We start from the raw sequence: 19,945 nt of genomic DNA on the forward strand, positions 1-19,945 counted from the left end.
CGATGCAGACTGATCGGAAACCGCTCTAGGACCAGGATCTATCAACGGGCCCAGAACCTTTTCTGCGCGAAATCGATATTTATATTCTGATATTCAAAAATAAAAAAGCAATATAGATATTGAAAATATCATTTAATTCTGATACAAAATGCAAATTGATCAGGTACTTGTATTTATAAAATTGTTAACTATGTCATACATTGATAATCATTAAATATAATTATTATCTTATACTGTTATGTAATTGACTAAGGATGCGATGTTCCTATTGCCCGAGATAATCTTGCCCCCGCTCTCTGGAACTTCTGTTCACTGAAAGTCTGAAGGAGGCGTCCGGAGTGTCATTTTTTAGCATCGTCCCAGCAACTCAGCTAAGAGTGCGCTGTTAACAGCGTGCTGGCACATAACACGGGAGGATCAGCACAATGCGCGGCGTTATCAAACTTGTTGGTGTTGGCGTGTTGGCGCTCGGGCTCGCAGCGTGCGGTGAGAGCCCGGGCGGACGCGCTGTTTCTGGTGGATTGCTGGGAGCGGGTGCCGGTGCTGGTGTCAGTGCTCTAACCGGCGGGAATGCCGGCACAGGGGCGCTGGTTGGCGGCGGCATCGGTGCCGCAGGAGGCGCACTCACTGCGCCTCGCAACCGTTATTGATAGGTAGGCACATTGAAGGGGAGCAGAAATGCTCCCCTTTTTCTGTCCTGAACTTGGTGAGCAGTTTCTGGGATCTGTCAGCTCTCGCGCCAGAAGTGCAGTCGCAGGCTGGCTGATGCTGCCGACCTCCGCTGCGGCGAGGGCGGAAGTGGTTGCGGAGTTCGTCATAGCGGCGAGAGAAGCGCTCTGCCGAGACGAAGCTCTTGAACCCGCGCCTGCATCGGATCCGGCCTTTGATGCCCCGGTGATCCTGCTCGAGCCCCTTGTCCTTGTAGACGCCGGTGCGGTGGGTGACCCCCTTGCCCAGCGTTGAGCGGATCGCCCGCGGGTAGGAGCCATGTCCGTCCGTGGTGACCTTGTCAGGGACGAGGCCGGTGACGAGCCTGGCCGAGCGGAAGAAACCCTGGCCGCCGCCATGTCGCGATGCTCGCTCGGCATGGTGGCGACCAGATCGCCATTCCGGTCGATCGCCCGATGCAGGTAGCACCCGCCTCCGCGGACCTTCAGGTAGGTTTCGTCAACGGGCCACACCTCGGCCGGCAAGAAGCCTACCCATGCCTGCCCCACCTCGCCAATTGAGCCTCTCTGGCGCGAGAGCTGGCAGATCCCATGCGGCGCAGTCGGTCAGATCCGCCTCCGGCAGCTTGGTCCAACCTTGGGAAATGCCGACTTGAGATCTTGAGTTATCCGCCCTTGCGCGCCCTCGTGGAAGACTGATCAAGCATCATTGCCGCAGCCTTCTCCGCGATCATCATCGTTGTCGCATTCGTGTTGGCCGAGACGATCCGTGGCATGACCGAGGCATCGGCCACGCGCAGCCCGTCGATGCCGCGCAACCGAAGCTCCGGCGTCACGGGTGCGCCATCGCCGCCCATGCGGCAGGTGCCGCACAGGTGATAAACGGTCGCCCCCTTGGCCCGGGCATAGGCGAGCAGGGCATCGTCACTCACCTGTTCCGGACCAGGTGCGGTTTCTGCCGCCGACCACGGGGCGAGCGCGCAGGTGCCCAGCAGGCGGCGCGCCATGCGCAGCCCGGCGATGGCTGCGGCGCGATCCTCCTGCGCCGTCAGGTAATTCGGCTGGATCGCCGGCGCCTCGCGTGGATCGGCATCGCGGGCGAGGACGGTGCCGCGGCTTTCCGGGCGGCATTGCCAGACCCCGATGGTCATGCCTGGCACATCCTGCAACTGCCCTGTCACGCCTTCCTCGGAATAGGAAGCCGGGGTGAACACGAATTGCAGGTCGGGCTCGTCGAGCGTGGCGCGTGACCGGGCAAAGGCGCCGGCATGGGCGGGGCTGAAGGCGAGCATGCCGCGCCGCGTCAGCAGCCAGCGCGCCATCTCCCACCACAGGCGCGGCGGCCGCGCCTGCTCGTTCAGCGTGACCGGACGGGTGACGCGATGGACCACGCGCATGGCGTAGTGGTCCTGCAGGTTCTCGCCGACACCGGGATTGTCGGCAACGACCGGCACGCCGAGCGCCCGCGACAGCGCCGCCGGGCCCAGGCCGGAGACCTGCAGCAGATGTGGAGACCCGATGGCGCCCGCCGTCAGCACGAGGTCGCCGGTCGCTCGCGCCGTCAGCAGCCGCCCGCCGCGGGCGAAGGTGATGCCTGTGGCACGGCCCGCGGCCGTCTCGATGCGCAAGACCTGCGCACCGGTGACGACGCGCAGATTGTCGCGGTCGCGGACCGGTGCAAGAAAGGCGCTCGCCGCGCTGAAGCGGCTGCCGCGGCGGATGCTCCGCTGGTAGGTGAAGACGCCCTCCTGCGCCACGCCGTTGTAGTCCGGGTTGCGCGCCAGCCCGCATTCCGCGCCGCCCTCCAGGAAGGCCGCGACGATCGGATGCAGCCGGGGAATGTCGGAGACATGCTGCGGCCCGCCAGCGCCGCGATGCGCGTTGTCCCGGTAGTCCTCGAGACGGCGGAAGTGCCGCAGCACATCCGCATGCGACCAGCCCCGGCAGCCGCTCTGCGCCCAATCTTCGAAATCCCGCGCCGAGCCGCGCACCCACAGGTGCCCGTTGATCGCCGAGGAGCCGCCGAGCACCCGCCCGCGCGGCGTATGGATCGCCCGCCCGTCGATTCCGGGGCCTGGCTCGGCGACGAAGTTCCAGTTGAAGCGCGGATCACGGAAGGTCTTGAGGAAGCCGGCGGGGACATGCAGGTAGGGATGCCGCGCCTCGCCGCCTGCCTCCAGCAGCAGCACGCGACGGCGCCGGTCGGCCGAGAGACGGTTGGCCAGCACGCAGCCCGCGCTGCCCGCGCCGACGATGATGTGGTCCCAGTCGCCCTCGAAGGTCTCGGCCGTCATGCCGCCGCAGCGAGGGTCGGCGCGGTGCCGGCCACGCAGGTGCGCACCATGTGGCGGCGTTCCGTCGTCGTGGCGAAGGGGGTGGCGCGATGCAGCACGGCGCGGTTGTCCCATACCACCAGGTCGTGCGGCTGCCATTTGTGTGCGTAGGTGAAGGCGGGCTGCGTCGCCAGCGCCATCAGCCGGTCGATCAGCGCACGGGATTCCGCCTCGTCCATCCCCTCGATGCTGCGCGCATGCGCGCCCAGGTACAGCGCCGGACCATGTGGGTTCTCCTCCAGCACCAGTGCCTGACGGACCGGCGGGTGCTGGCCGCGTTCGGCCTCGGTCACCAGTGCGGCGTCCACGCGCGTGCGCGACCAGCCGAAGTCATGAATGGCGACGCGGCCGCGCAGGGCGGCCTGCTCGGCCGGGTCGAGCGAGGCGAAGGCCGCGCGCATCGAGGCGAACTCGGTATCCCCCCCGGCGGAGGGAATCTCCCGCGCCGAGAGCAGCGAGGCCCGCGCCGGCACCGGCTTGAAGGAGGAATCGTGGTGCCAGAGCCGGTTCGCCTTGTTGTTCAGCACCTGCTTGTCGGTGGGCGGCGCGATCGTGCCATCTGGGCCGATATTGGACAGGACGACCACCGGGCTGCCCGCCCCGGGCGCGCCGGGGCGGGTGCGTTCCAGTGGCCCGAAGCCTTCGCTGAAAGCAATCTGCGCGGCGTCGTCCAGGCGCTGTTCGGGGAAAACCAGAACCGAGAAGCGATCGAGCGCGTCCCGCAGTTCGGCCATGCTCGCCGCGTCCAGGCCGCGGCCGATGTCGAGGCCCCTGATGCGGGCGCCGAAGACGGGGGTGAGCGGGGTGGTCTCGACCATGGAACATTTCCTCCTGCCCGCACCTTGGCGCGGAGGCGCATTCGGGCGCCAGCCGGCATTTACGCAAAACACTCTGCCGTCAGACGGCAGGATCCTCAGCGGCGAGCAGATGCGCGACGAAGGCAACGATTTTGGCCGGCAAGCGATCGGTGCGGGCATGCACGGCGTGGATCTCGGCCTGGTAGCGGCCCGGCCAGGCCGGCAGGCTGGACAACAGTGGGGTCAGGCGGCCGGCGGCGACGTCCTCGCCGATCATCCATTCGGGCAGCAGCACCAGGCCCATGTCGTCCAGCGCGGCCAGGCGCAGCGCCTCCCCGCTGTTGGAGCGGAGCGGGCCGGACACTGCAAGTTCCTGTTGGTTGCCGCTCGCCAGCGTGAAAACCCACACCGGTGCCTCATCGGCCTCGCGGTAGGTCAGGCAGGGGTGGCGCAGCACGGCGTCGGGCGTGGCCGGGGCGCCGTGCCGGGCAATGTAGTCGGGGCTGGCACAGAGTATCCGCCGGCCCGAAGCCAGCCGGTGACCGACGAACGACTTGCCTGAGGGCAGGCCGAGCCGGATGACCAGGTCCACCCCATGCGCCGGCACCAGGCCGGTCTGCTCGGTCAGGGCGAGATCGATCTCCACCCGCGGATGCGTGGCGCGGAAGCTGGCGAGATGCGGCACCACGTGGCGCAGCGCATAGGACCGCCGCGCGACGATGCGCAGCGTGCCGGTTGCTTCCTCGTGCATCTCGCGCGCCTCGGTCATCGCGGCGTCGAGGCTCTCAAGCAGCGGCGCGATGTGGGCCGCAAAGCGCCGCCCGGCTTCGGTGGGCGCGACATGACGCGTCGTGCGGTTGAAAAGCCGGATCGCGAGCTCCTCCTCCAATTCCCGCAGCGCTCGCGATGCGGCCGTCGCCGACAGCCCGAGCGAGCGCCCCGCCGCGGCGATGCCGCCCCGGTCAAGGGTGCGTAGGAAAAGCCGGAGTGCGGTCAGCCGGTCCATGGCCCAACGGTAGAGCGGCCGGACCTATGCCGGAAGCGGGCATGATCGCCGCGCGGCCCTGGGGTTCACTGGCTACCCGGCCATTCTGTAGGAATGCAAGGGCATCAAGCGCCAGCCCCTTCAACAGCACCGCCTGCTATGCCAGCAGCAGGCCATATGACTTCGAGATCGAGCCCGGATGAGCCGGGCCCTAGCGCTACCTTGGCAGATTAGAGTGGAGTGATCTGCTGAGAAGCTTGTCGCAGCGCCTCCTGCCTGGCCTGCCGCTCGCCCATCATGGCCCAGCCCTCCATCAGCAGGAGACCTGAATCAGGGCTGAAGCCCTCCTTCAACGGAGTTTTCAACAGCATTGGCCAGTAGCAGACATGGTCGGCATTGCGGCATCGGGCCTTCAGCGATTCATCTGGCCCGCAATCCAAGACCTGGCGTGCCCAGGCGGTTCCGGCCGCCGGGGATGCGGGCCTCCGCGAAGCGCAGCGGCTTGCCAGTATCCCCTCCCCGGGGATAGGATCTCGCATGCCCGACCCGTCACACCTGCACCTGAGCCACCCTGAGGTCGTCCAGCGCCTGAAGCGGGCCGAGGGGCACCTGCGCAGCATCGTTGCCATGATCGAGGCGGGCCGCCCCTGCCTGGATCTCGCCCAGCAGCTCCACGCGGTCGAGAAGGCGGTCGGAAACGCCAAGCGCCTGCTCATCCATGACCACATCGACCATTGCCTCGAGGACGCCCTCGGCGCCGACGCGCGTGCGGCGCGGCGCTCCCTCGAGGAGTTCAAGGACATCACGAAGTACCTGTGAGGCCGCGATGACCCCGCTTTCCGAGCTGATGCAGCAGGGCGCCGCGCATGCCTGGCTGTTCGTCCCCTCCGCCATCCTGCTCGGCGCCCTGCACGGGCTGGAGCCAGGGCACTCCAAGACGATGATGGCAGCCTTCATCGTGGCGGTCCGCGGCACGGTGGCCCAGGCCGTCCTCCTTGGCCTGTCCGCCGCGCTGTCGCACACGGCCGTGGTCTGGGCCGTGGCGCTGGTCGGTCTGCACTATGCCAGCCGGTTCGACGCCGAGACGTCCGAGTCCTATTTCCAGCTGGCCTCGGGGGTTGTTGTCGCCGCCATCGCCGCCTGGATGCTGTGGCGCATCCGGCGCGAGCAGTGCGCCCACCACGGCCCTGGGCATGGCGACGGCCATCATCATGGCCACCACCATGAGGATGAGATCCGGCGCATCGACACCGGCCACGGGGTGATGGCGCTGGAGGTGTTCGAGAGCGGTGCGCCACCCCGCTGGCGCGTGCGCTTCGAGCGTGGCCAGGGCTGGCCGGCCGGCGCGGTGACGGTCGAAACCATCCGGGCGGACGGTGCCCGGCAGGCCTTCGCCTTCACCGACCGCGGCGGTTACCTGGAATCCGTCGAGGAGATTCCCGAGCCGCATGCCTTCGACGCGCAGGTGCGCCTCGCGCATGGCGGGCACACGCACGAGTACGGCGTCGCGTTCCGAGAGCACGCCCACAACCACGAGGGGCTCGACCTCTCCGCCCCCGGCTTCCAGGATGCGCACGAGCGCGCGCACGCCGAGGACATCCGGCGCCGCTTCGCCAGCCGCCACGTCACCACCGGGCAGATCATGCTCTTCGGCCTGACGGGTGGACTGATCCCCTGCCCGGCGGCCGTTACCGTCCTGCTGCTCTGCCTGCAGCTCAAGCAGTTCACTCTCGGCACCGCCCTGGTGCTGTGCTTCTCGATCGGCCTCGCCGTGACCATGGTTTCGGTCGGTGTGGCCGCGGCGCTCGGCATGCGGCACGCGGAGCGGCGCTGGGCCGGGTTCTTCGACCGCTTCGCCCGCCGGGCGCCCTATGCCTCCGCGGCCCTCATCCTGCTGGTGGGGCTGTACATGGGATTCCACGGCTGGGCGGCGCTGCCCGGCTTCTCCTGAGAGCCAAAGCACAGGGATTCGGGCCGCCGAGGCTGGCCTCGGGGGATGGTGCGCGTCGCGGCGGACGCCATCCGGCTCACGGATGGCGAGCCCGGTGCGTAGAAATCCCGCTCCCCCTGGTGCCGGAACACGGAGATGCCATGGTCTTGCGCCTTCTCGAAGCGCCCGTCATTCATCGAGCCGGCGATGACCGTGGCGACCTCCGGCCGCCGCTCCAGCGCGACGGAGACGCGCTCTTCCGCCGTTGCGCCCACGGAGCAGGGCATGTTGATGATGGCGTCACGGCGGTGCGGATTTCGGGCAGAAAGCCGCGCCAGGCCGCCAGGTCATTGCTGGGGCGGCCATCCGCGGGGTCGCCGGCGTGGAAGTGCAGGATGGCTGCGCCGGAGGCGGCTTCCAGCGATCGGTTGATCATCGCCTCGGCCGTGACCGGCAGGTCGGGCGACATGGAAGGTGACAGGGTCGAACCGGTCACCGCGCAGGTCAAGACCGGACTGCGGGTCGCCACGGCCAATCAGCGACCCTCCGGGACGGCTTCCATCGCCGAGGCGGGCAGGCGTGGCATCTCGAAGGCGCCGGCCATGCTCCGCGTGTACCAGCCGCCGCCATGCAGCCGGCCGACCAGGTCCAGGGCGGGCGTATCAACATGGCACCGCTCGGCATCGAGCAGGTGCTCCCGGGCGATGTGCAAGGCGAGGACCTCGCCGAGCACGATCAGGCTGCCGCCCGACTGGTCCAGCAGCGTCATGACCCGGCACTCCAGCGCGACGGGGGCCTGCGCGATGCGCGGCGAGCGCACTCTCTGCGAGGGCGCGGTTTCCAGGCCGGCATGCCGGAGCTCCTCGATTCCTGCCGCGAAATCAAGAGCGGTGACGTTCATCGCCGGGGCAAGGCCGGTGCTGACCAGATTGACGGTGAATTCGCCGCCCGCGCGGATGTTGGAGGCGGTGTCCTTGTCCGCGCCCGCACGCGCGGCGATGCCGAGACCGACCACCGGCGGCTCCGTCGAGAGCAGGTTGAAAAAGGAGAAGGGCGCGGCGTTCACACGACCCGCGCCATCCAACGTCGTGACCCAGGCGATCGGGCGCGGCACAACGGTGGAGAGGAGCAGCTTGGCGCGCTTTTCCCGCGCCAGTTCGGCGAAGTCAAAGATCATGGACGAACTCCTCCCTTGGCTCTTATGACCTATCAATCATATTATTGACTTTTAGGAGGGGAGTCGAGCAGGGTTCTCCGCGCAAGCCGGTCTCGACAACCGGCACAAGGGAGATCCGTCATGTCGCACCGCCGAACCCTCCTCCTTTCCGGCCTGGCCGGGCTGCTCGCGGCGGCCACGCCCGCCTGGGCGGAAGCCTTTCCGGATCGCCCCGTTCGCCTGATCGTGCCCTTTCCGCCAGGCGGCTCGGCCGACCCGATCGGGCGCATCCTGGCCGCCGCGATGGAGAAGCGGCTGGGCCAGACCATGGTGGTGGAGAACCGCTCCGGTGCCGGCGGCGTGATCGGCACGGACGCCGTGGCGAAGGCCGCGCCCGATGGCTACACGGTCGGCCTGGTCGGCGTCGGCAGCATGACCGTGGCGCAAAACCTGCTGCCGGACGTGCCCTACAAGGCCATGCAGGACCTCGCGCCCGTCGTCCTGGTGGTGGGCGTGCCGCAGCTGCTGGTCGCCAGCAAGGCGAGCAAGCTGACAGACCTGCCTTCCCTGCTGAAGAAGGCGCGCGCCGAGCCGGGCCGGCTCACCTTCGGCTCGTCCGGCAACGGGAACTCGCCGCACCTCGCCATGTCGTCGCTCGCGCTGCGCACCGGCATGGAGCTGATCCATGTGCCGTACCGTGGCGTGGCGCCCGCCATCACCGACCTGATGGCCGGGCGCGTGGACCTGATGTTCGCCGACTTGCCGGCGCTGCTCGGCCCGGTGCGGGACAAGGCGCTGGTTCCGCTGGCCCTGGGCAGCGCCGAGCCTTCGCCGTTGCTGCCGGGTGTGCCCACGCTCGAAGAGGTGGGCGTGACGGGCGTGAACGTGGAGAACTGGTATGGCGTCGTTGCTCCGGCCGGCACGCCGCCGGATCGCATCGCAAAGCTGCAGCAGGCCATTCTTGGTGCCCTGCAGGAGCCGGACACGCGGGAGCGGCTCACCCAGCTCGGCGTGCGCATCATCGGCGCCGACGCCGAGGCTTTTGCCGATCACCTGCGGAAGGAGACGGCAAAGTGGGTCGAGCTGATCCGGGCGGCGAAGATCACCATCGAGTAGGGCTTGCCGCCGTCCGCCGCGGCGCGCGGCGGACGGCCGCAGGCGGAATCAGTCGACGCGCATGCCGGTCTCGCGAACAAACTGCGCAAAGCGCTCGGTTTCCGCCGCCATGTAGACGGCGAACTCCTGCGGCGAGGAGGGCGTCGGCTCCAGCCCGTTCTGGGCACACCATTCCGCCATGCCGGGCTCCGTCATCACCGCACGCAGCTCGGCGTTCAGCCTGTCTCGTTGCGCATCCGGCAGGCCAGCGGGCGCCAGCAGCCCGAGCCAGGTGACGAACATGTAGCCGGGCAGTCCGGCCTCGGCCATGGTGGGCGTGTCGGGCAGCAGGGCGGCGCGGTTGCGGCCGGTGGTGGCCAGCACCCGCACCGCGCCGGCGCGGATGTTCGGGAGGGCGGTGATCAGCGTGTCGAACATGCCCTGGATCTTGCCGCCGAGCAGGTCCGTGCTGGAAGCGGCGGCTCCGCGGTAGGGCACGTGCAGGATCTGGATGCCGGCAGCCGCCTTGTAGAGTTCCAGCGCGCGGTGCGAGGCGCCGCCATTGCCGGAGGAGCCGAAGGCCAGCGCCTCCGGGTTTGCCTTCGCGTAGGCTGTCAGCTCGCCAAGGGTCCTGGCCGGCACGGAGGGGTGCACCGTCAGTGCCAGGGGCGACTCCACCAGCATTGACAACGGCGTGAAGTCCTTCACCGGGTCATAGCCCAGCCGCGGGTAGAGGCTGACGTTCATGGCGTGCGTGCCGGCGAAGCCCATGTAGAGCGTGTCGCCATCCGGCGCGGCGCGGGCGGCGATCTCGGCGGCGAGGTTGCCGCCCGCGCCGGGCCGGTTGTCCACCACATAGGGGCGGTTTTGGCGGCGGGCGAGGGCGTCGGCCACGCGGCGGGCGACGAGGTCGGTGATGCCGCCGGGTGGATAGGGTACGATCAGCCGCGCGGGCCGGCCGCTCTCGGCCAGGGCGCGGCGGAGCGGCCAGAAGGCCGGCAGCGCAAGGGCAGCCGAGACCACGGCGCGGCGGGTGGGATGTTTGATCATGGATTGCTTTCCTCCGCTTTGATATTAAATCCATATGATTGACCTTTAGAAGCGGCAATCGACGGGTCGGGCTTGGCGAAAGGCCTTCGCTGCCGCAAAGAGAAGGAATGATGAAATCGTCTCCCGCGGGGGCCCTCCGGGGCGTGGTGGATCTCAGCCGCAGCGCGGTGCCCCGTTATCTTCAGCTGGCAACCCTGTTCCGCAGCAGGATTGATTCCGGCGCCTGGCGCCCGAGCGAGCAGATCCCGACTGTCGAGGAACTGGCCGCCGAATGCGGCGTCGCCCGCGCGACGATCCGTCAGGCGCTGGGGCAGCTTGAGGCGGAGGGGCTGATCGAACGATTTCGCGCCAAGGGCACCTTCGTGCGGGGGCAGGGCCGCAACCGCCTGTGGTGCGAGGTGCAAACGGACTGGTCCGGCCTGCTGCGCTCGCGCGAGGGCGCGGAGATCGAGATCCTGGGCAGCCGGGGCGATGCCATGCCGCCCATGATGCCGGAGGGGCTCGGCCACCGTGCCGCTGCCTATCGCCACCTGCGGCGGCGCCACTGGCGTGACGGGCAGCCTTTCCTGCTGGCGGATGTCTACCTTGACGAGAAGCTCTGGCCCAAGGTGAAGGCGCATGACCTGCGCAGCCGCACCGCGCTGAACCTGGTGGCCAGCCTGCCCGGCGTCACCATCGCCGATGCCCGGCAGACGCTCACCATCGGCACCGCCGATGTCGAGGTGGCCGACGAGCTGAAGATGCCGCTGAACGCGCCTGTCGCGCATGTGCGCCGCGTCGCGGTGGATGCACACGGCACGCTGATCCTGGTGGCGGACGGCATCTACCGGGGCGACATCGTGCGGATCGACATCAAGCTTTCCACCGGCGGCCAAGGCGGCTGACGGCTTGGCGCGCTTGACGCCGCACGGGCGCGCCGCGTAAAAACCATAAAGATGACCTAACGAATGAAGTGCGGTTCCACGCCGCCAGCGAGGAGGAAGCCCTGCCGATGAAGCTGCACTGGTCCCCACGTTCGCCCTTCGTGCGCAAGGTCATGGTCGCCGCGCACGAGCTTGGCCTCGCCGGCCGCATCGAGACCGTCCGGACCGTGGTGCGGATGGACACGCCAAACCCCGCGCTGCTGCCCGACAACCCGCTCAGCAAGATTCCGACCCTGGTGCTGGAGGACGGCACAGCGCTGTTCGACTCCCTGACCATCTGCGAGTACCTCGACGACCTTGCCGGCGGCGATCTGTTTCCCCGCTCCGGTGCCGCGCGCTGGCAGGCGCTGACCTGGCAGAGCCTGGGCAACGGCTTGCTGGACCTCCTGGTCCTCTGGCGCAACGAGCGCGACAAGCCGGAGGCGCGCCAGACGCCGGCCCTGCTCGAAAGCTTCGACCGCAAGGCGAACGCGACGCTGGACCGGCTGGAAGGCATGGCCGGGGCGCTGGAGGCGGTGCGCTTCGGCGTCGGCCACATCGCCATCGGCTGCGCGCTCTCCTACCTGGATTTCCGCTTCGCGGCATGGAACTGGCGGGAGGGCCGTCCGCAACTGGCGGCCTGGCACGCCACCTTCGATGCGAGGCCCTCCGTGCGCGCCACGGAGATCGTCGATGCCTGAGGGGAACGCACGGAGCGGGCCGCTCAGCCATATCCGCGTGCTGGACCTCAGCCGCATCATGGCCGCGCCCTGGGCGACGCAGATCTTCGCCGACATGGGCGCCGACGTCATCAAGGTGGAGCGCCCCGGCGCCGGCGACGATACGCGGGGCTGGGGGCCGCCCTTCCTGCGGAATGCCCAGGGCGAGCCGACGCGCGAGGCCGGCTATTTCCTCTCCGTCAACCGCGGCAAGCGCTCGCTGACCGTCGACATGGCGAAGCCGGAGGGGCAGGCGCTCCTGCGCCAGCTCGCCGCCAAGGCCGACATCGTCATCGAGAACTTCAAGGCCGGCGCGCTGGCGCGCTATGGGCTGGACGCCGCCGCGCTGCGCGCCGTCAACCCGCGCCTGATCTACTGCTCCGTCACCGGTTTCGGGCAGGACGGCCCGCGGCGGGACCAGGCGGCCTATGACTTCGCCATCCAGGCGATGGGCGGGCTGATGAGCGTGACCGGCGAGCGCGACGGCATGCCCGGCGCCGGGCCGCAGAAGGTCGGCGTGCCGATCGTGGACCTGATGACCGGCATGTATGCCGCCGTCGCCGTGCTGGGCGCGCTGGCGCGGCGCGCCGAGACAGGGGAGGGCGAGACCATCGACCTCGCCATGCTCGACGTGCAGGCGGCCTTCCTGGCCAATCAGGCGATGAACTGGCTGGTCGGCGGCAAGACGCCGCGGCGCGGCGGCAACCGGCACCCCAACATCCAGCCGCAGGACGTCTTCGCCTGCGCCGACGGCCATCTCGTGTTGGCGGTCGGCAATGACGGGCAGTTCCGCAAGCTCTGCGAGGCGCTTGACCACCCCGGATGGGGCACCGATGAGCGCTTCGCGGCGAATGCCGGGCGCGTGCGCAACAACGCCGCGCTGACGTCGCTGCTGAACGAGGCCTTCGCGCGCTTCACGCGGGAGGCGCTGACGCAACGGCTGGACGAGGCGGGCGTGCCCTGCGCGCCGATCAACACCGTGCCGCAGGTCTTCGACGACCCGCAGATCCGGCACCGCGAGATGCTGCGCCACCTGCCGCACCCGCTGGCCGGCACGGTGCCGCAGGTGGTCAGCCCGATGCGCTTCGCCGAGGCGCCGTTGCGCTTCGACCGCGCGCCGCCGACGCTTGGCCAGCACAATGCCGAGATCCTCGCCGAGCTGGGCCTCGATGCCGCCGCGCAGGACGACCTCGCCGCGCGTGGCGTGCTGTGACGCCCGCAACGACCAAAGGAAACCCCATGCCCCGCATCGCCCTGCCGGAGCCCCAGGAGATGTCGCCGGCGCAGCGGCGCGTGCATGACGCCGTGCTGGCCGGCCCGCGCGGCGCCGTCATCGGCCCGCTGCGCGCCGTCATCCACAGTCCCGACCTGGCTGAGCGCTGGTCGCGCCTCGGCGAGTTCCTGCGCTTCGACACCGTGCTGCCGAAGCGGCTGAACGAGCTGGCCATCATCGTCACCGGCCGCCGCTGGACCAGCCAGATCGAATGGTGGGTGCATGCCCGCGCCGCCGCCGAGGCCGGCCTGCCGCAGGCGGCGATCGAGGCCATCCGCCTCGGTGAGCCGCCGCTGTTCGAGGACGCCGCGGATGCCGAGATCTACGAGTTCGCGCGGCACCTGCAGCAGACCGGGCAGGTGCCGCTGCCGGCCTATCGCGCCGTGGAGCACCGCTGGGGCGAGCGCGGCGTTGTCGAGCTGACAGCGGTGATCGGCTACTACACGATGGTTTCCATGACGCTGAACGCGCACGAGATCCCGCTGCCGGACGGCGTCGAGCCGCCGCTCCACCCGCTGCCGCAGGCGGCGGGGGGGCTGTCGCCGCTGCCGCCCGCGCGCGGCGCCAAGGGAGAATGACCGCCATGCACGAGGCCTTCCAGGACCTGCAGCGCTTCCGCGTCAACGTGGAGGAGCATGTCGCCACGGTGACCATGCAGGCGCCGCCGGTGAACGCGCAGGACCGCCTGTTCCGCGAGGAAATCGTGCGGGTCTTCGACACGCTGAACGACCTGCCGGAGGTGCGCGCCATCGTGCTGACCGGCGACGGCCGCGCCTTTTCCGCCGGCGCCGACCTGCGCGAGCGGCCGAACCTCGCGGAGGTGCCGGGCGCCTATCCCCGCCACAACCGCCTGGTCCGCGCCTCTTTCGATGCGGTGCTGGAATGCGGCAAGCCGGTGATTGCCGCCGTGAACGGCGCCGCCATCGGCGCGGGCTGCGTCCTGGCGCTGTGCTGCGACATCCTGATCGTCTCGGAGAACGCCTTCCTGGCGATGACGGAGGTGGATGTCGGCCTCGCCGGCGGCGTGCGGCACGTGCTGCGCTTCTTCGGCCAGTCCGACGCGCGGCTGATGATCTACACGGCCAAGCGCATCACCGGGCCGGAGCTGCTGCGGATGAATGCCGCCTCCGCCTGCGTGGCGCCCGAGGCGCTGCTGCCGGAGGCGCTCGGCATCGCCCGGCAGATCGCCGCCAAGAGCCCGCTCGCCGTGCAGGCGGCCAAGCGCTCCTTCGGACTGACCGAGGAGATGCCGCTGCGCGACGGCTACCGCTACGAGCAGACGCAGACCGTGGCCCTCTCCCGCACGGAAGACACCAGGGAGGCGCAGCGCGCCTTCGCCGAGAAGCGCCGCCCGACCTTCAACGGCCGCTGAGGCCGCCCCGCTGCGACCGGGCCGGCAGAGCCCGGCGGGAGGATACCGATGGAAACCGAGAGCGACCTGCCGCCCGAGGCGCTGGACGCGATGGACGATGCCCGCTTCCGCCGGCACGTGCGCCAGTGGATCGAGGCCAATTACCCGCCGGAAATGCGCTTCCCACGACGCCGCCTGCACTGGCGGGAGAACCGCCCCTGGTACATGGCGCTCTCCCGCAAGGGCTGGCTGGCGCCGAACTGGCCGCGCGAATATGGCGGCATGGGGCTGGGCGCCACCAAGCAGCTCATCATGATCGAGGAACTGGAGCGGCACGGCTGCGCCCGGGTCAGCGACATGGGGCTGATCATGCTCGGCCCGCTGCTGATCAAGCACGGCACCGATGCGCAGCAGCGGCGTTTCCTGCCGCGCATCCTTTCCGGCGAGGATATCTGGGCGCAGGGCTATTCCGAGCCCGGTGCCGGCTCGGATCTCGCCGCGCTGCGGCTGGATGCCGCCGATGCCGGCGACCACTGGGTGCTGAACGGCCAGAAGACCTGGATCACGCTGGCCAACGACGCCAACTGGCTCTTCGTGCTGGCGCGCACCGACAGGTCCGGCAAGAAGCAGCAGGGCATCTCCTTCCTGCTGATGCCGGCCGACACGCCGGGCATCACCATCCGGCCGATCATCAACCTCGACCTGCATGACGAGTTCTGCGAGATCTTCTTCGACAATGTCCGCGTGCCGAAGGACATGGTGGTCGGTGAGGTCAACCAGGGCTGGACCTATGCCAAGGCGCTGCTTGGCTTCGAGCGCATCGCCATCGGCTCGCCCAAGCTGTCCTCCAACGGCCTGGCGCGGCTGTGGCGGCTCGCGGAGGCCGTGGGCAAGGACCGGGACCCGGTGTTCCGCGACCGCTACGCGCGCTTCGCCATGGAGCTGGGCGACCTCAAGGATCTCTACGAATCCTTCGTCGCCGCCCTGAAGCGCGGCGAGACGCTGGGACCGGAGGTGTCGATCCTGAAGATCGTGCAGACCGAGCTGTTCCAGCGCATCACGGATGCCATGCTGGAGGTGGCCGGCGGCCATGCCGGGCTGCTCGACCCGATGCCGGGCGAGGGGCTGCATCCCGCCGGCCAGTTCCTGCTGGCGCGTCCCTCCACCATCTTCGGCGGCTCCTCCGAGATCCTGCGCAACATCCTCGCCCGCAACGTGCTGGAGCTGCCGGCATGAGCGCCCTTCCGCGCATCCGGGTGCTCGACATGACGCGGATCTTCGCCGGACCCTGGGCGGCGCAGATCCTCGCGGATTTCGGCGCCGACGTGGTCAAGGTGGAGCACCCGAAGGGCGGCGACGACGTCCGCCGCATGGGCTTCCCACGGCGCGATGCGGCGGGACGGGAGACCGGCGAGACCTCCTCCTACCTGGCGATGAACCGCGGCAAGCGCTCCATCGCCCTCGACATCGGGGCGCCGGAGGGGCAGGCGCGGCTGAAGGCGCTCGCCGGCCGGGCGGACGTGCTGATCGAGAACTTCAAGGTCGGCGGGCTGCGCCGCTTCGGGCTGGACTACCCCACGCTGGCGGCGCTCAACCCGCGCCTCGTCTACTGCTCGATCACCGGCTTCGGCCAGGGTGGTCCCTATGCGGCGCTGCCGGGCTATGACCCGATCTTCCAGGCGATGAGCGGGCTGATGAGCGTCACCGGCGTGCCGGAGGGCGAGCCCGGCGCCGGCCCGGCCCTGGTCGGCTACAGCGTCTCCGACCTCAATGCCGGCTTCTACGCCACCATCGCCATCCTGGCGGCGCTGCACCACCGGGACACCGTTTCCGGCCGCGGGCAGCATATCGACCTGGCACTGCTGGACGCGCAGCTCGCCGCGCACTCCCACATCGCGATGAACTACCTCATCTCCGGCCGCATGCCGGTGCGCGCCGGCACCGCCTCGCAGATCAACACGCCCTGGCAGGCCTTCGACACCGCCGACCGGCCGCTGATGGTGGCGATCGGCAATGACCGGCAGTTCGCGCAGTTCTGCGCCGTGCTCGGGCTTGAGGGGCTGGCGGAGGATCCCCGCTTCGCCACCAACCGCCAGCGCATGGCGCACAAGCCGGCGCTGCTGCCGGTCCTGCAACAGGCGCTGCTGGCGCGCGGCGCGGGAGCATGGATGGCGCTGCTGAACGAGGCCGGCATCTCCTCCGGCCCGCTCAACGACTTCGGCGCCGCGGCCGCGGATCCGCAGCTCAATCACCGCGCGATGTGGCGCCGCATGCCGCATCCGGATGGCGGGGAGCTTCCCTTCATCGCCAATCCCGTGAACTTTTCGGAGACGCCGGTCGCCTATGGCCGCGTGCCGCCGCGGCTCGGCGAGCACACGGAGGAGGTGCTCGCCGACTGGCTCGGGGAGGGGGCGGCATGAACCCCCCTGCCCTGGAGCGGATGCGGCGCTTCCTGCAGCCGCGCAGCGTCGCCATCGTGGGCGCCACGGCCCGCGCGGGAGCCTTCGGCGCGCGCGTGCTGGAGAACCTCGCCGCTTTCCAGGGCCGCGTCCACCTGGTGAACCCGCGCTATCACGAGATCGGCGGCCGCCCGTGCCATCCAAGCCTGGCGGCGCTGCCGGAAGCGCCGGATTGCGTCGCCGTCGCCACCCCGCGCGAGGGCGTGTCTGCGGTGCTGGAGGAGGCCATCGCGGCCGGCGCGGGCGGGCTGGTGGTCTTCGCCGCCGGCTTCGCGGAGACCGGGCTGCCGGAGCGGATGGCGGCGCAGGCGGCGCTCTCCACGCGTGCGGCCGAAGCCGACCTGCCGCTGCTCGGCCCCAACTGCCTGGGCTTCGCGCATTTCGCCAGCGGCGCCGGGGTGACCTTCTCGGCGGGGCCTCCGGTCCGGCCGCCGACCGGCGCGCGGCCGCCGGCGGTGGGCATCGCCAGCCAGTCGGGCGCGGTCGGCTTCGCCCTGGCGCAGGCGGTGGAGCGCGGCGTGCCTGTCAGCCATGTCCTGACCTCGGGCAACGGCGCCGGGTTGGATATCGCCGACCTGATCGCCTTCCTGGCCGAGGCGCCGGACTGCGCCGCCATCGCCTGCGTGCTGGAAGGCGCGCGCGACCCGCGCCGGCTGCTGGCGGCAATCGCCCGCGCCGAGGCCGCCGGCAAGCCGGTGGTGGTGCACAAGATGGCCTCGGGCCAGTCCGGCGCGGCGGCGGCCCTGTCGCATACCGGTGCCGTCGCCGGCGGCCATGCGGTCTGGCGTGCCGCGCTGGCCTATGCGGGCGCGGTGGTGGTCGAGGATCTCGGCGCGGTCATGGAAATGGCCTCCTTCCTCGCCCGCGCGCCCGCCATGCCGGCGGGGCCAGGCGTGGCGGTGGTCTCCACCTCGGGCGGCGCCTGCATCCTGGCCGCCGACGCGGCGGAACGGCACGGCGTCCCTCTGCCGCAGGCGGGTGCCGCGGCCCAGGCGGTGCTCGATGGCCGCATCCCCGAATACGGCTCCGCCCGCAACCCCTGCGACCTGACGGCGCAGGTGCTGAACGACCCCGAGGCGCTGGCCGCCTGCACCGGCGCCCTGGCGCGCGACCCGGCCTTCAGCCTGCTGCTCTACCCCAACACCCATGCCTATCCCTTCTCGCTCGGCCGCATCCCGGTGATGGCGGAGATCGCCGCGCGCGAGGGGCGCTTCCTCTGCGTGCCCTGGGTGGCGGAGCGGCGCGAAGGGGAAGGCACGGCGGCGGCCGAGGCGGTGCCGGGGGCCGCGCTCTTCGGCAGCGTGGAGCGCTGCTTCGCCGCCATTGCCGCCTGGCAGGCGCGCGCAGCCCGCCGGGCGCAGCCATCGGCGACGCCGTCCGCGCTGCTCGGCGAGGCGCAGCACGCGCGGGTGGCTGCGCTGCTGGAGGGCGCGCCGGTGCTGACGGAACGCCGCGCCAAGGCGGTGCTGGCGGCCTGCGGCGTGCCGGTGGTGCCGGAGCGGCTGGTGCAGGATGCGGAGGAAGCGGTCATTGCCGCCATGGGCTTCGGCTTCCCGGTGGTGCTGAAGGGGGAAGGCGCGGCGCTGCCGCACAAGACCGAGGCTGGCGTGGTGCGGCTGAACCTGCGCGACGCCGCGGAGGTCCGCGCCGCCCATGCCGCCATCCTCGCCAATGCCGACCGCGCGGCACCCGGCGCGGCGCTCGACGGCGTGCTGGTGCAGCCGATGCTGCCGGCCGGGCTGGAGGTGATGCTGGGCGCGCATCGCGACCCGCTGTTCGGGCCGGTGGTCGCGGTCGGCCTGGGCGGCGTGCTGGTGGAACTGCTGGCGGATGTGGCGGTGGCCCCGGCGCCGCTGTCGCTGCCGCAGGCGCGCGCGATGCTGGAGGGGCTGCGCGGCGCGCGCCTGTTCCAGGGCTTCCGCGGCAGCGCGCCGGTGGAGCTCGAGCGTCTGGCGGAGATCGTCTGCCGCGTCGGCGAGCTGGTGGCCCGGCATCCGCGCATCCGCGAGCTGGATGTCAATCCGCTGATCTGCGGGACGGGGGGCATCGTGGCGGTGGATGGGCTGATCGCCCTGTCCGCGCCGGGGAAAGGGGAGGAGGAGTGATGGACGGCATGATGGAGCAGGACGAGGCGGAGCGGCGGGAATCGGTCCGCATGATCCGCGAGAGTGCCGCCGGCCTCGTCCCCAGGCATGGCGACTTCGCCCGGGTGCGGGCGCTGCGCTATGCCGATCCCGGCTATGACACCGCGATCTGGCAGGCCATGGGCGAGCAGGGCTGGATCGGACTGCGGGTGCCGGAGGCGCATGGCGGCATCGGGCTCGGCATGGCCGAGGCCTGCGCCCTGGCGGAGGAGCTGGGGCAGGCCCTGGCGCCCGAGCCGCTGGTGGCCGGCGCGCTCTCCGCCCGGTTGCTGGCCGCGGCCGGCGACGACAGCCTGCTGCCGGCGCTGCTGCAGGGCCGCAGCCTGGTGCTGACCGCCTGGCAGGAAGCGCCGGATAGCCTGGAGGCGCCCGGCACGCCCGGCGCGCCGCGCCTCTTCCTGCCGCAGGCCGCCGGGGCGGAGACCCTGCTGGTCCCCGTCGCGGAAGGCGGCGCGCTGGCGCTCTACGCCGTCCCCGCCGCCGGCCAGGCCCTGCACCTGCAGCGCACCCAGGATGGCGGCAATCTCGGTACGCTGGTGCCGGATCTCGCGGGCGCGCGGCGCCTGCATGGCGATGTCGGCGCTGCCCTCGCCGTGGCGCTGGAGGAGGCGGCGCTGGTCACCGCGGCCAGCCTGCTGGGCCTGATGGAGCGTGCCTTCGCGATGACGCTCGACTACCTGCGCACGCGGCAGCAGTTCGGCAAGCCGCTGGGCAGCTTCCAGGCCCTGCAGCACCGTGCCGCCGACCTGCGAATCCAGATCGCGCTGAGCCGCGCGAGCGTGGAGGGGGCGGCGCGCGGCCTGGATGCGGGCGCCGCGCCGGATCGCGCTTCGGCCGCCGTCTCCCGTGCCAAGGCACGCGCCGCTGAGGCGGCGATGCTGATCACCCGCGAGGCGGTGCAGATGCACGGCGCCATCGGCTACACGGACGAGCACGACATCGGCCTGTTCCTGCGCAAGGCCATGGTGCTGGCGAATGCCTATGGCTCCGCCGCGCTGCACCGCAATCGTTTCCTGGAAAAGGCGGACCCGCTGGCCGCCTGAGCGGCCTTGGCCGGAGCAGGGTGGCGCGCCGTGGCCCCGG

At 70.3% G+C, this 19,945-nt stretch carries 18 protein-coding genes and 1 pseudogene; 12 read left to right on the plus strand and 7 right to left on the minus strand.

Annotation, left to right across the window (positions count from 1 at the left end):
• Positions 1-624 precede the first annotated feature (624 nt).
• From E0493_RS23940 to E0493_RS17890, 4 genes and pseudogenes are all read right to left on the minus strand, one after another.
• Positions 625-1,217 (minus strand): annotated as a pseudogene (locus tag E0493_RS23940) (IS6 family transposase).
• Between the two features lie 116 nt (positions 1,218-1,333).
• On the minus strand, positions 1,334-2,962 hold the full coding sequence (locus E0493_RS17880; protein WP_160938616.1) for a GMC family oxidoreductase: 1,629 nt from the start codon (positions 2,960-2,962) through the stop codon (positions 1,334-1,336).
• Positions 2,959-3,819, minus strand: a complete 861-nt coding sequence (locus E0493_RS17885; protein WP_160938617.1) for a TauD/TfdA dioxygenase family protein — start codon at positions 3,817-3,819, stop codon at positions 2,959-2,961. The genes E0493_RS17880 and E0493_RS17885 overlap by 4 nt, the downstream gene beginning before the upstream one ends.
• Before the next feature lie 79 nt (positions 3,820-3,898).
• Positions 3,899-4,804, minus strand: a complete 906-nt coding sequence (locus E0493_RS17890; protein ID WP_160938618.1) for a LysR family transcriptional regulator — start codon at positions 4,802-4,804, stop codon at positions 3,899-3,901.
• Between the two features lie 516 nt (positions 4,805-5,320).
• Between E0493_RS17890 and E0493_RS17895 the strand changes: the two genes are divergently transcribed.
• Entirely contained in the window at positions 5,321-5,602 is a 282-nt protein-coding gene (locus E0493_RS17895; protein ID WP_160938619.1) for a metal-sensing transcriptional repressor, read from the plus strand.
• 7 nt (positions 5,603-5,609) lie between these two features.
• On the plus strand, positions 5,610-6,734 hold the full coding sequence (locus tag E0493_RS17900) for a nickel/cobalt efflux transporter (protein ID WP_160938620.1): 1,125 nt from the start codon (positions 5,610-5,612) through the stop codon (positions 6,732-6,734).
• A gap of 172 nt (positions 6,735-6,906) precedes the next feature.
• On the opposite strand, the gene E0493_RS23950 is transcribed toward E0493_RS17900, so the two are convergent.
• Complete coding sequence (locus E0493_RS23950; RefSeq protein ID WP_367614543.1) at positions 6,907-7,242, minus strand: 3-keto-5-aminohexanoate cleavage protein; 336 nt, start codon at positions 7,240-7,242, stop codon at positions 6,907-6,909.
• 6 nt (positions 7,243-7,248) lie between these two features.
• Entirely contained in the window at positions 7,249-7,890 is a 642-nt protein-coding gene (locus E0493_RS17910) for a flavin reductase family protein (RefSeq protein ID WP_160938622.1), read from the minus strand.
• 120 nt (positions 7,891-8,010) lie between these two features.
• On the opposite strand from E0493_RS17910, the gene E0493_RS17915 reads away from it, so the two are divergent.
• Complete coding sequence (locus tag E0493_RS17915) at positions 8,011-8,985, plus strand: Bug family tripartite tricarboxylate transporter substrate binding protein (RefSeq protein ID WP_160938623.1); 975 nt, start codon at positions 8,011-8,013, stop codon at positions 8,983-8,985.
• Positions 8,986-9,033: 48 nt separating this feature from the next.
• Here the strand turns inward: E0493_RS17915 and E0493_RS17920 are convergent, their stop codons facing one another.
• Positions 9,034-10,014, minus strand: a complete 981-nt coding sequence (locus E0493_RS17920; protein ID WP_160938624.1) for a Bug family tripartite tricarboxylate transporter substrate binding protein — start codon at positions 10,012-10,014, stop codon at positions 9,034-9,036.
• A 110-nt stretch (positions 10,015-10,124) separates the two neighbouring features.
• Between E0493_RS17920 and E0493_RS17925 the strand changes: the two genes are divergently transcribed.
• The 9 genes from E0493_RS17925 to E0493_RS17965 all read left to right on the plus strand — a co-directional run bounded on the left by E0493_RS17925 (position 10,125) and on the right by E0493_RS17965 (position 19,905).
• The gene (locus tag E0493_RS17925; protein WP_235913861.1) at positions 10,125-10,898 is read left to right on the plus strand and encodes a GntR family transcriptional regulator; all 774 of its coding nucleotides are present in this window, start codon (positions 10,125-10,127) and stop codon (positions 10,896-10,898) included.
• Between the two features lie 107 nt (positions 10,899-11,005).
• On the plus strand, positions 11,006-11,617 hold the full coding sequence (locus E0493_RS17930; RefSeq protein WP_160938626.1) for a glutathione S-transferase family protein: 612 nt from the start codon (positions 11,006-11,008) through the stop codon (positions 11,615-11,617).
• Positions 11,610-12,848, plus strand: coding sequence for a CaiB/BaiF CoA transferase family protein (locus tag E0493_RS17935; protein WP_160938627.1), 1,239 nt, complete (start codon positions 11,610-11,612; stop codon positions 12,846-12,848). The genes E0493_RS17930 and E0493_RS17935 overlap by 8 nt, the downstream gene beginning before the upstream one ends.
• Before the next feature lie 26 nt (positions 12,849-12,874).
• The gene (locus E0493_RS17940; protein WP_160938628.1) at positions 12,875-13,486 is read left to right on the plus strand and encodes a carboxymuconolactone decarboxylase family protein; all 612 of its coding nucleotides are present in this window, start codon (positions 12,875-12,877) and stop codon (positions 13,484-13,486) included.
• Between the two features lie 5 nt (positions 13,487-13,491).
• Complete coding sequence (locus E0493_RS17945) at positions 13,492-14,280, plus strand: enoyl-CoA hydratase/isomerase family protein (protein ID WP_235913862.1); 789 nt, start codon at positions 13,492-13,494, stop codon at positions 14,278-14,280.
• Between the two features lie 48 nt (positions 14,281-14,328).
• Positions 14,329-15,495, plus strand: a complete 1,167-nt coding sequence (locus E0493_RS17950; protein ID WP_160938630.1) for an acyl-CoA dehydrogenase family protein — start codon at positions 14,329-14,331, stop codon at positions 15,493-15,495.
• Positions 15,492-16,679, plus strand: a complete 1,188-nt coding sequence (locus E0493_RS17955) for a CaiB/BaiF CoA transferase family protein (protein ID WP_235913863.1) — start codon at positions 15,492-15,494, stop codon at positions 16,677-16,679. The genes E0493_RS17950 and E0493_RS17955 overlap by 4 nt, the downstream gene beginning before the upstream one ends.
• Positions 16,676-18,823, plus strand: coding sequence for an acetate--CoA ligase family protein (locus E0493_RS17960; RefSeq protein ID WP_160938631.1), 2,148 nt, complete (start codon positions 16,676-16,678; stop codon positions 18,821-18,823). Before E0493_RS17955 ends, E0493_RS17960 begins: the two co-directional genes overlap by 4 nt.
• Positions 18,823-19,905 (plus strand): acyl-CoA dehydrogenase family protein, encoded by a 1,083-nt coding sequence (locus tag E0493_RS17965; protein ID WP_160938632.1) that lies wholly within the window; start codon positions 18,823-18,825, stop codon positions 19,903-19,905. Before E0493_RS17960 ends, E0493_RS17965 begins: the two co-directional genes overlap by 1 nt.
• Positions 19,906-19,945: the final 40 nt, after the last annotated feature.

It is taken from the genome of Teichococcus coralli, assembly GCF_009829925.1.
Classification (GTDB): Bacteria; Pseudomonadota; Alphaproteobacteria; order Acetobacterales; family Acetobacteraceae; genus Pseudoroseomonas; species Pseudoroseomonas coralli.

What these genes read in the sequence shown, in the direction of transcription:
- E0493_RS17925 (WP_235913861.1), top strand. Translation starts at nt 10,125, where the DNA reads ATGAAATCGTCTCCCGCGGGGGCCCTCCGGGGCGTGGTGGATCTCAGC.
- E0493_RS17960 (WP_160938631.1), top strand. Translation starts at nt 16,676, where the DNA reads ATGAACCCCCCTGCCCTGGAGCGGATGCGGCGCTTCCTGCAGCCGCGC.
- E0493_RS17910 (WP_160938622.1), bottom strand. Translation starts at nt 7,890, where the DNA reads ATGATCTTTGACTTCGCCGAACTGGCGCGGGAAAAGCGCGCCAAGCTG.
- E0493_RS17895 (WP_160938619.1), top strand. Translation starts at nt 5,321, where the DNA reads ATGCCCGACCCGTCACACCTGCACCTGAGCCACCCTGAGGTCGTCCAG.
- E0493_RS17890 (WP_160938618.1), bottom strand. Translation starts at nt 4,804, where the DNA reads ATGGACCGGCTGACCGCACTCCGGCTTTTCCTACGCACCCTTGACCGG.
- E0493_RS17940 (WP_160938628.1), top strand. Translation starts at nt 12,875, where the DNA reads ATGCCCCGCATCGCCCTGCCGGAGCCCCAGGAGATGTCGCCGGCGCAG.
- E0493_RS17930 (WP_160938626.1), top strand. Translation starts at nt 11,006, where the DNA reads ATGAAGCTGCACTGGTCCCCACGTTCGCCCTTCGTGCGCAAGGTCATG.
- E0493_RS17965 (WP_160938632.1), top strand. Translation starts at nt 18,823, where the DNA reads ATGGACGGCATGATGGAGCAGGACGAGGCGGAGCGGCGGGAATCGGTC.
- E0493_RS17920 (WP_160938624.1), bottom strand. Translation starts at nt 10,014, where the DNA reads ATGATCAAACATCCCACCCGCCGCGCCGTGGTCTCGGCTGCCCTTGCG.
- E0493_RS17935 (WP_160938627.1), top strand. Translation starts at nt 11,610, where the DNA reads ATGCCTGAGGGGAACGCACGGAGCGGGCCGCTCAGCCATATCCGCGTG.
- E0493_RS17945 (WP_235913862.1), top strand. Translation starts at nt 13,492, where the DNA reads ATGCACGAGGCCTTCCAGGACCTGCAGCGCTTCCGCGTCAACGTGGAG.
- E0493_RS17885 (WP_160938617.1), bottom strand. Translation starts at nt 3,819, where the DNA reads ATGGTCGAGACCACCCCGCTCACCCCCGTCTTCGGCGCCCGCATCAGG.
- E0493_RS17880 (WP_160938616.1), bottom strand. Translation starts at nt 2,962, where the DNA reads ATGACGGCCGAGACCTTCGAGGGCGACTGGGACCACATCATCGTCGGC.
- E0493_RS17955 (WP_235913863.1), top strand. Translation starts at nt 15,492, where the DNA reads ATGAGCGCCCTTCCGCGCATCCGGGTGCTCGACATGACGCGGATCTTC.
- E0493_RS17915 (WP_160938623.1), top strand. Translation starts at nt 8,011, where the DNA reads ATGTCGCACCGCCGAACCCTCCTCCTTTCCGGCCTGGCCGGGCTGCTC.
- E0493_RS17950 (WP_160938630.1), top strand. Translation starts at nt 14,329, where the DNA reads ATGGAAACCGAGAGCGACCTGCCGCCCGAGGCGCTGGACGCGATGGAC.
- E0493_RS17900 (WP_160938620.1), top strand. Translation starts at nt 5,610, where the DNA reads ATGACCCCGCTTTCCGAGCTGATGCAGCAGGGCGCCGCGCATGCCTGG.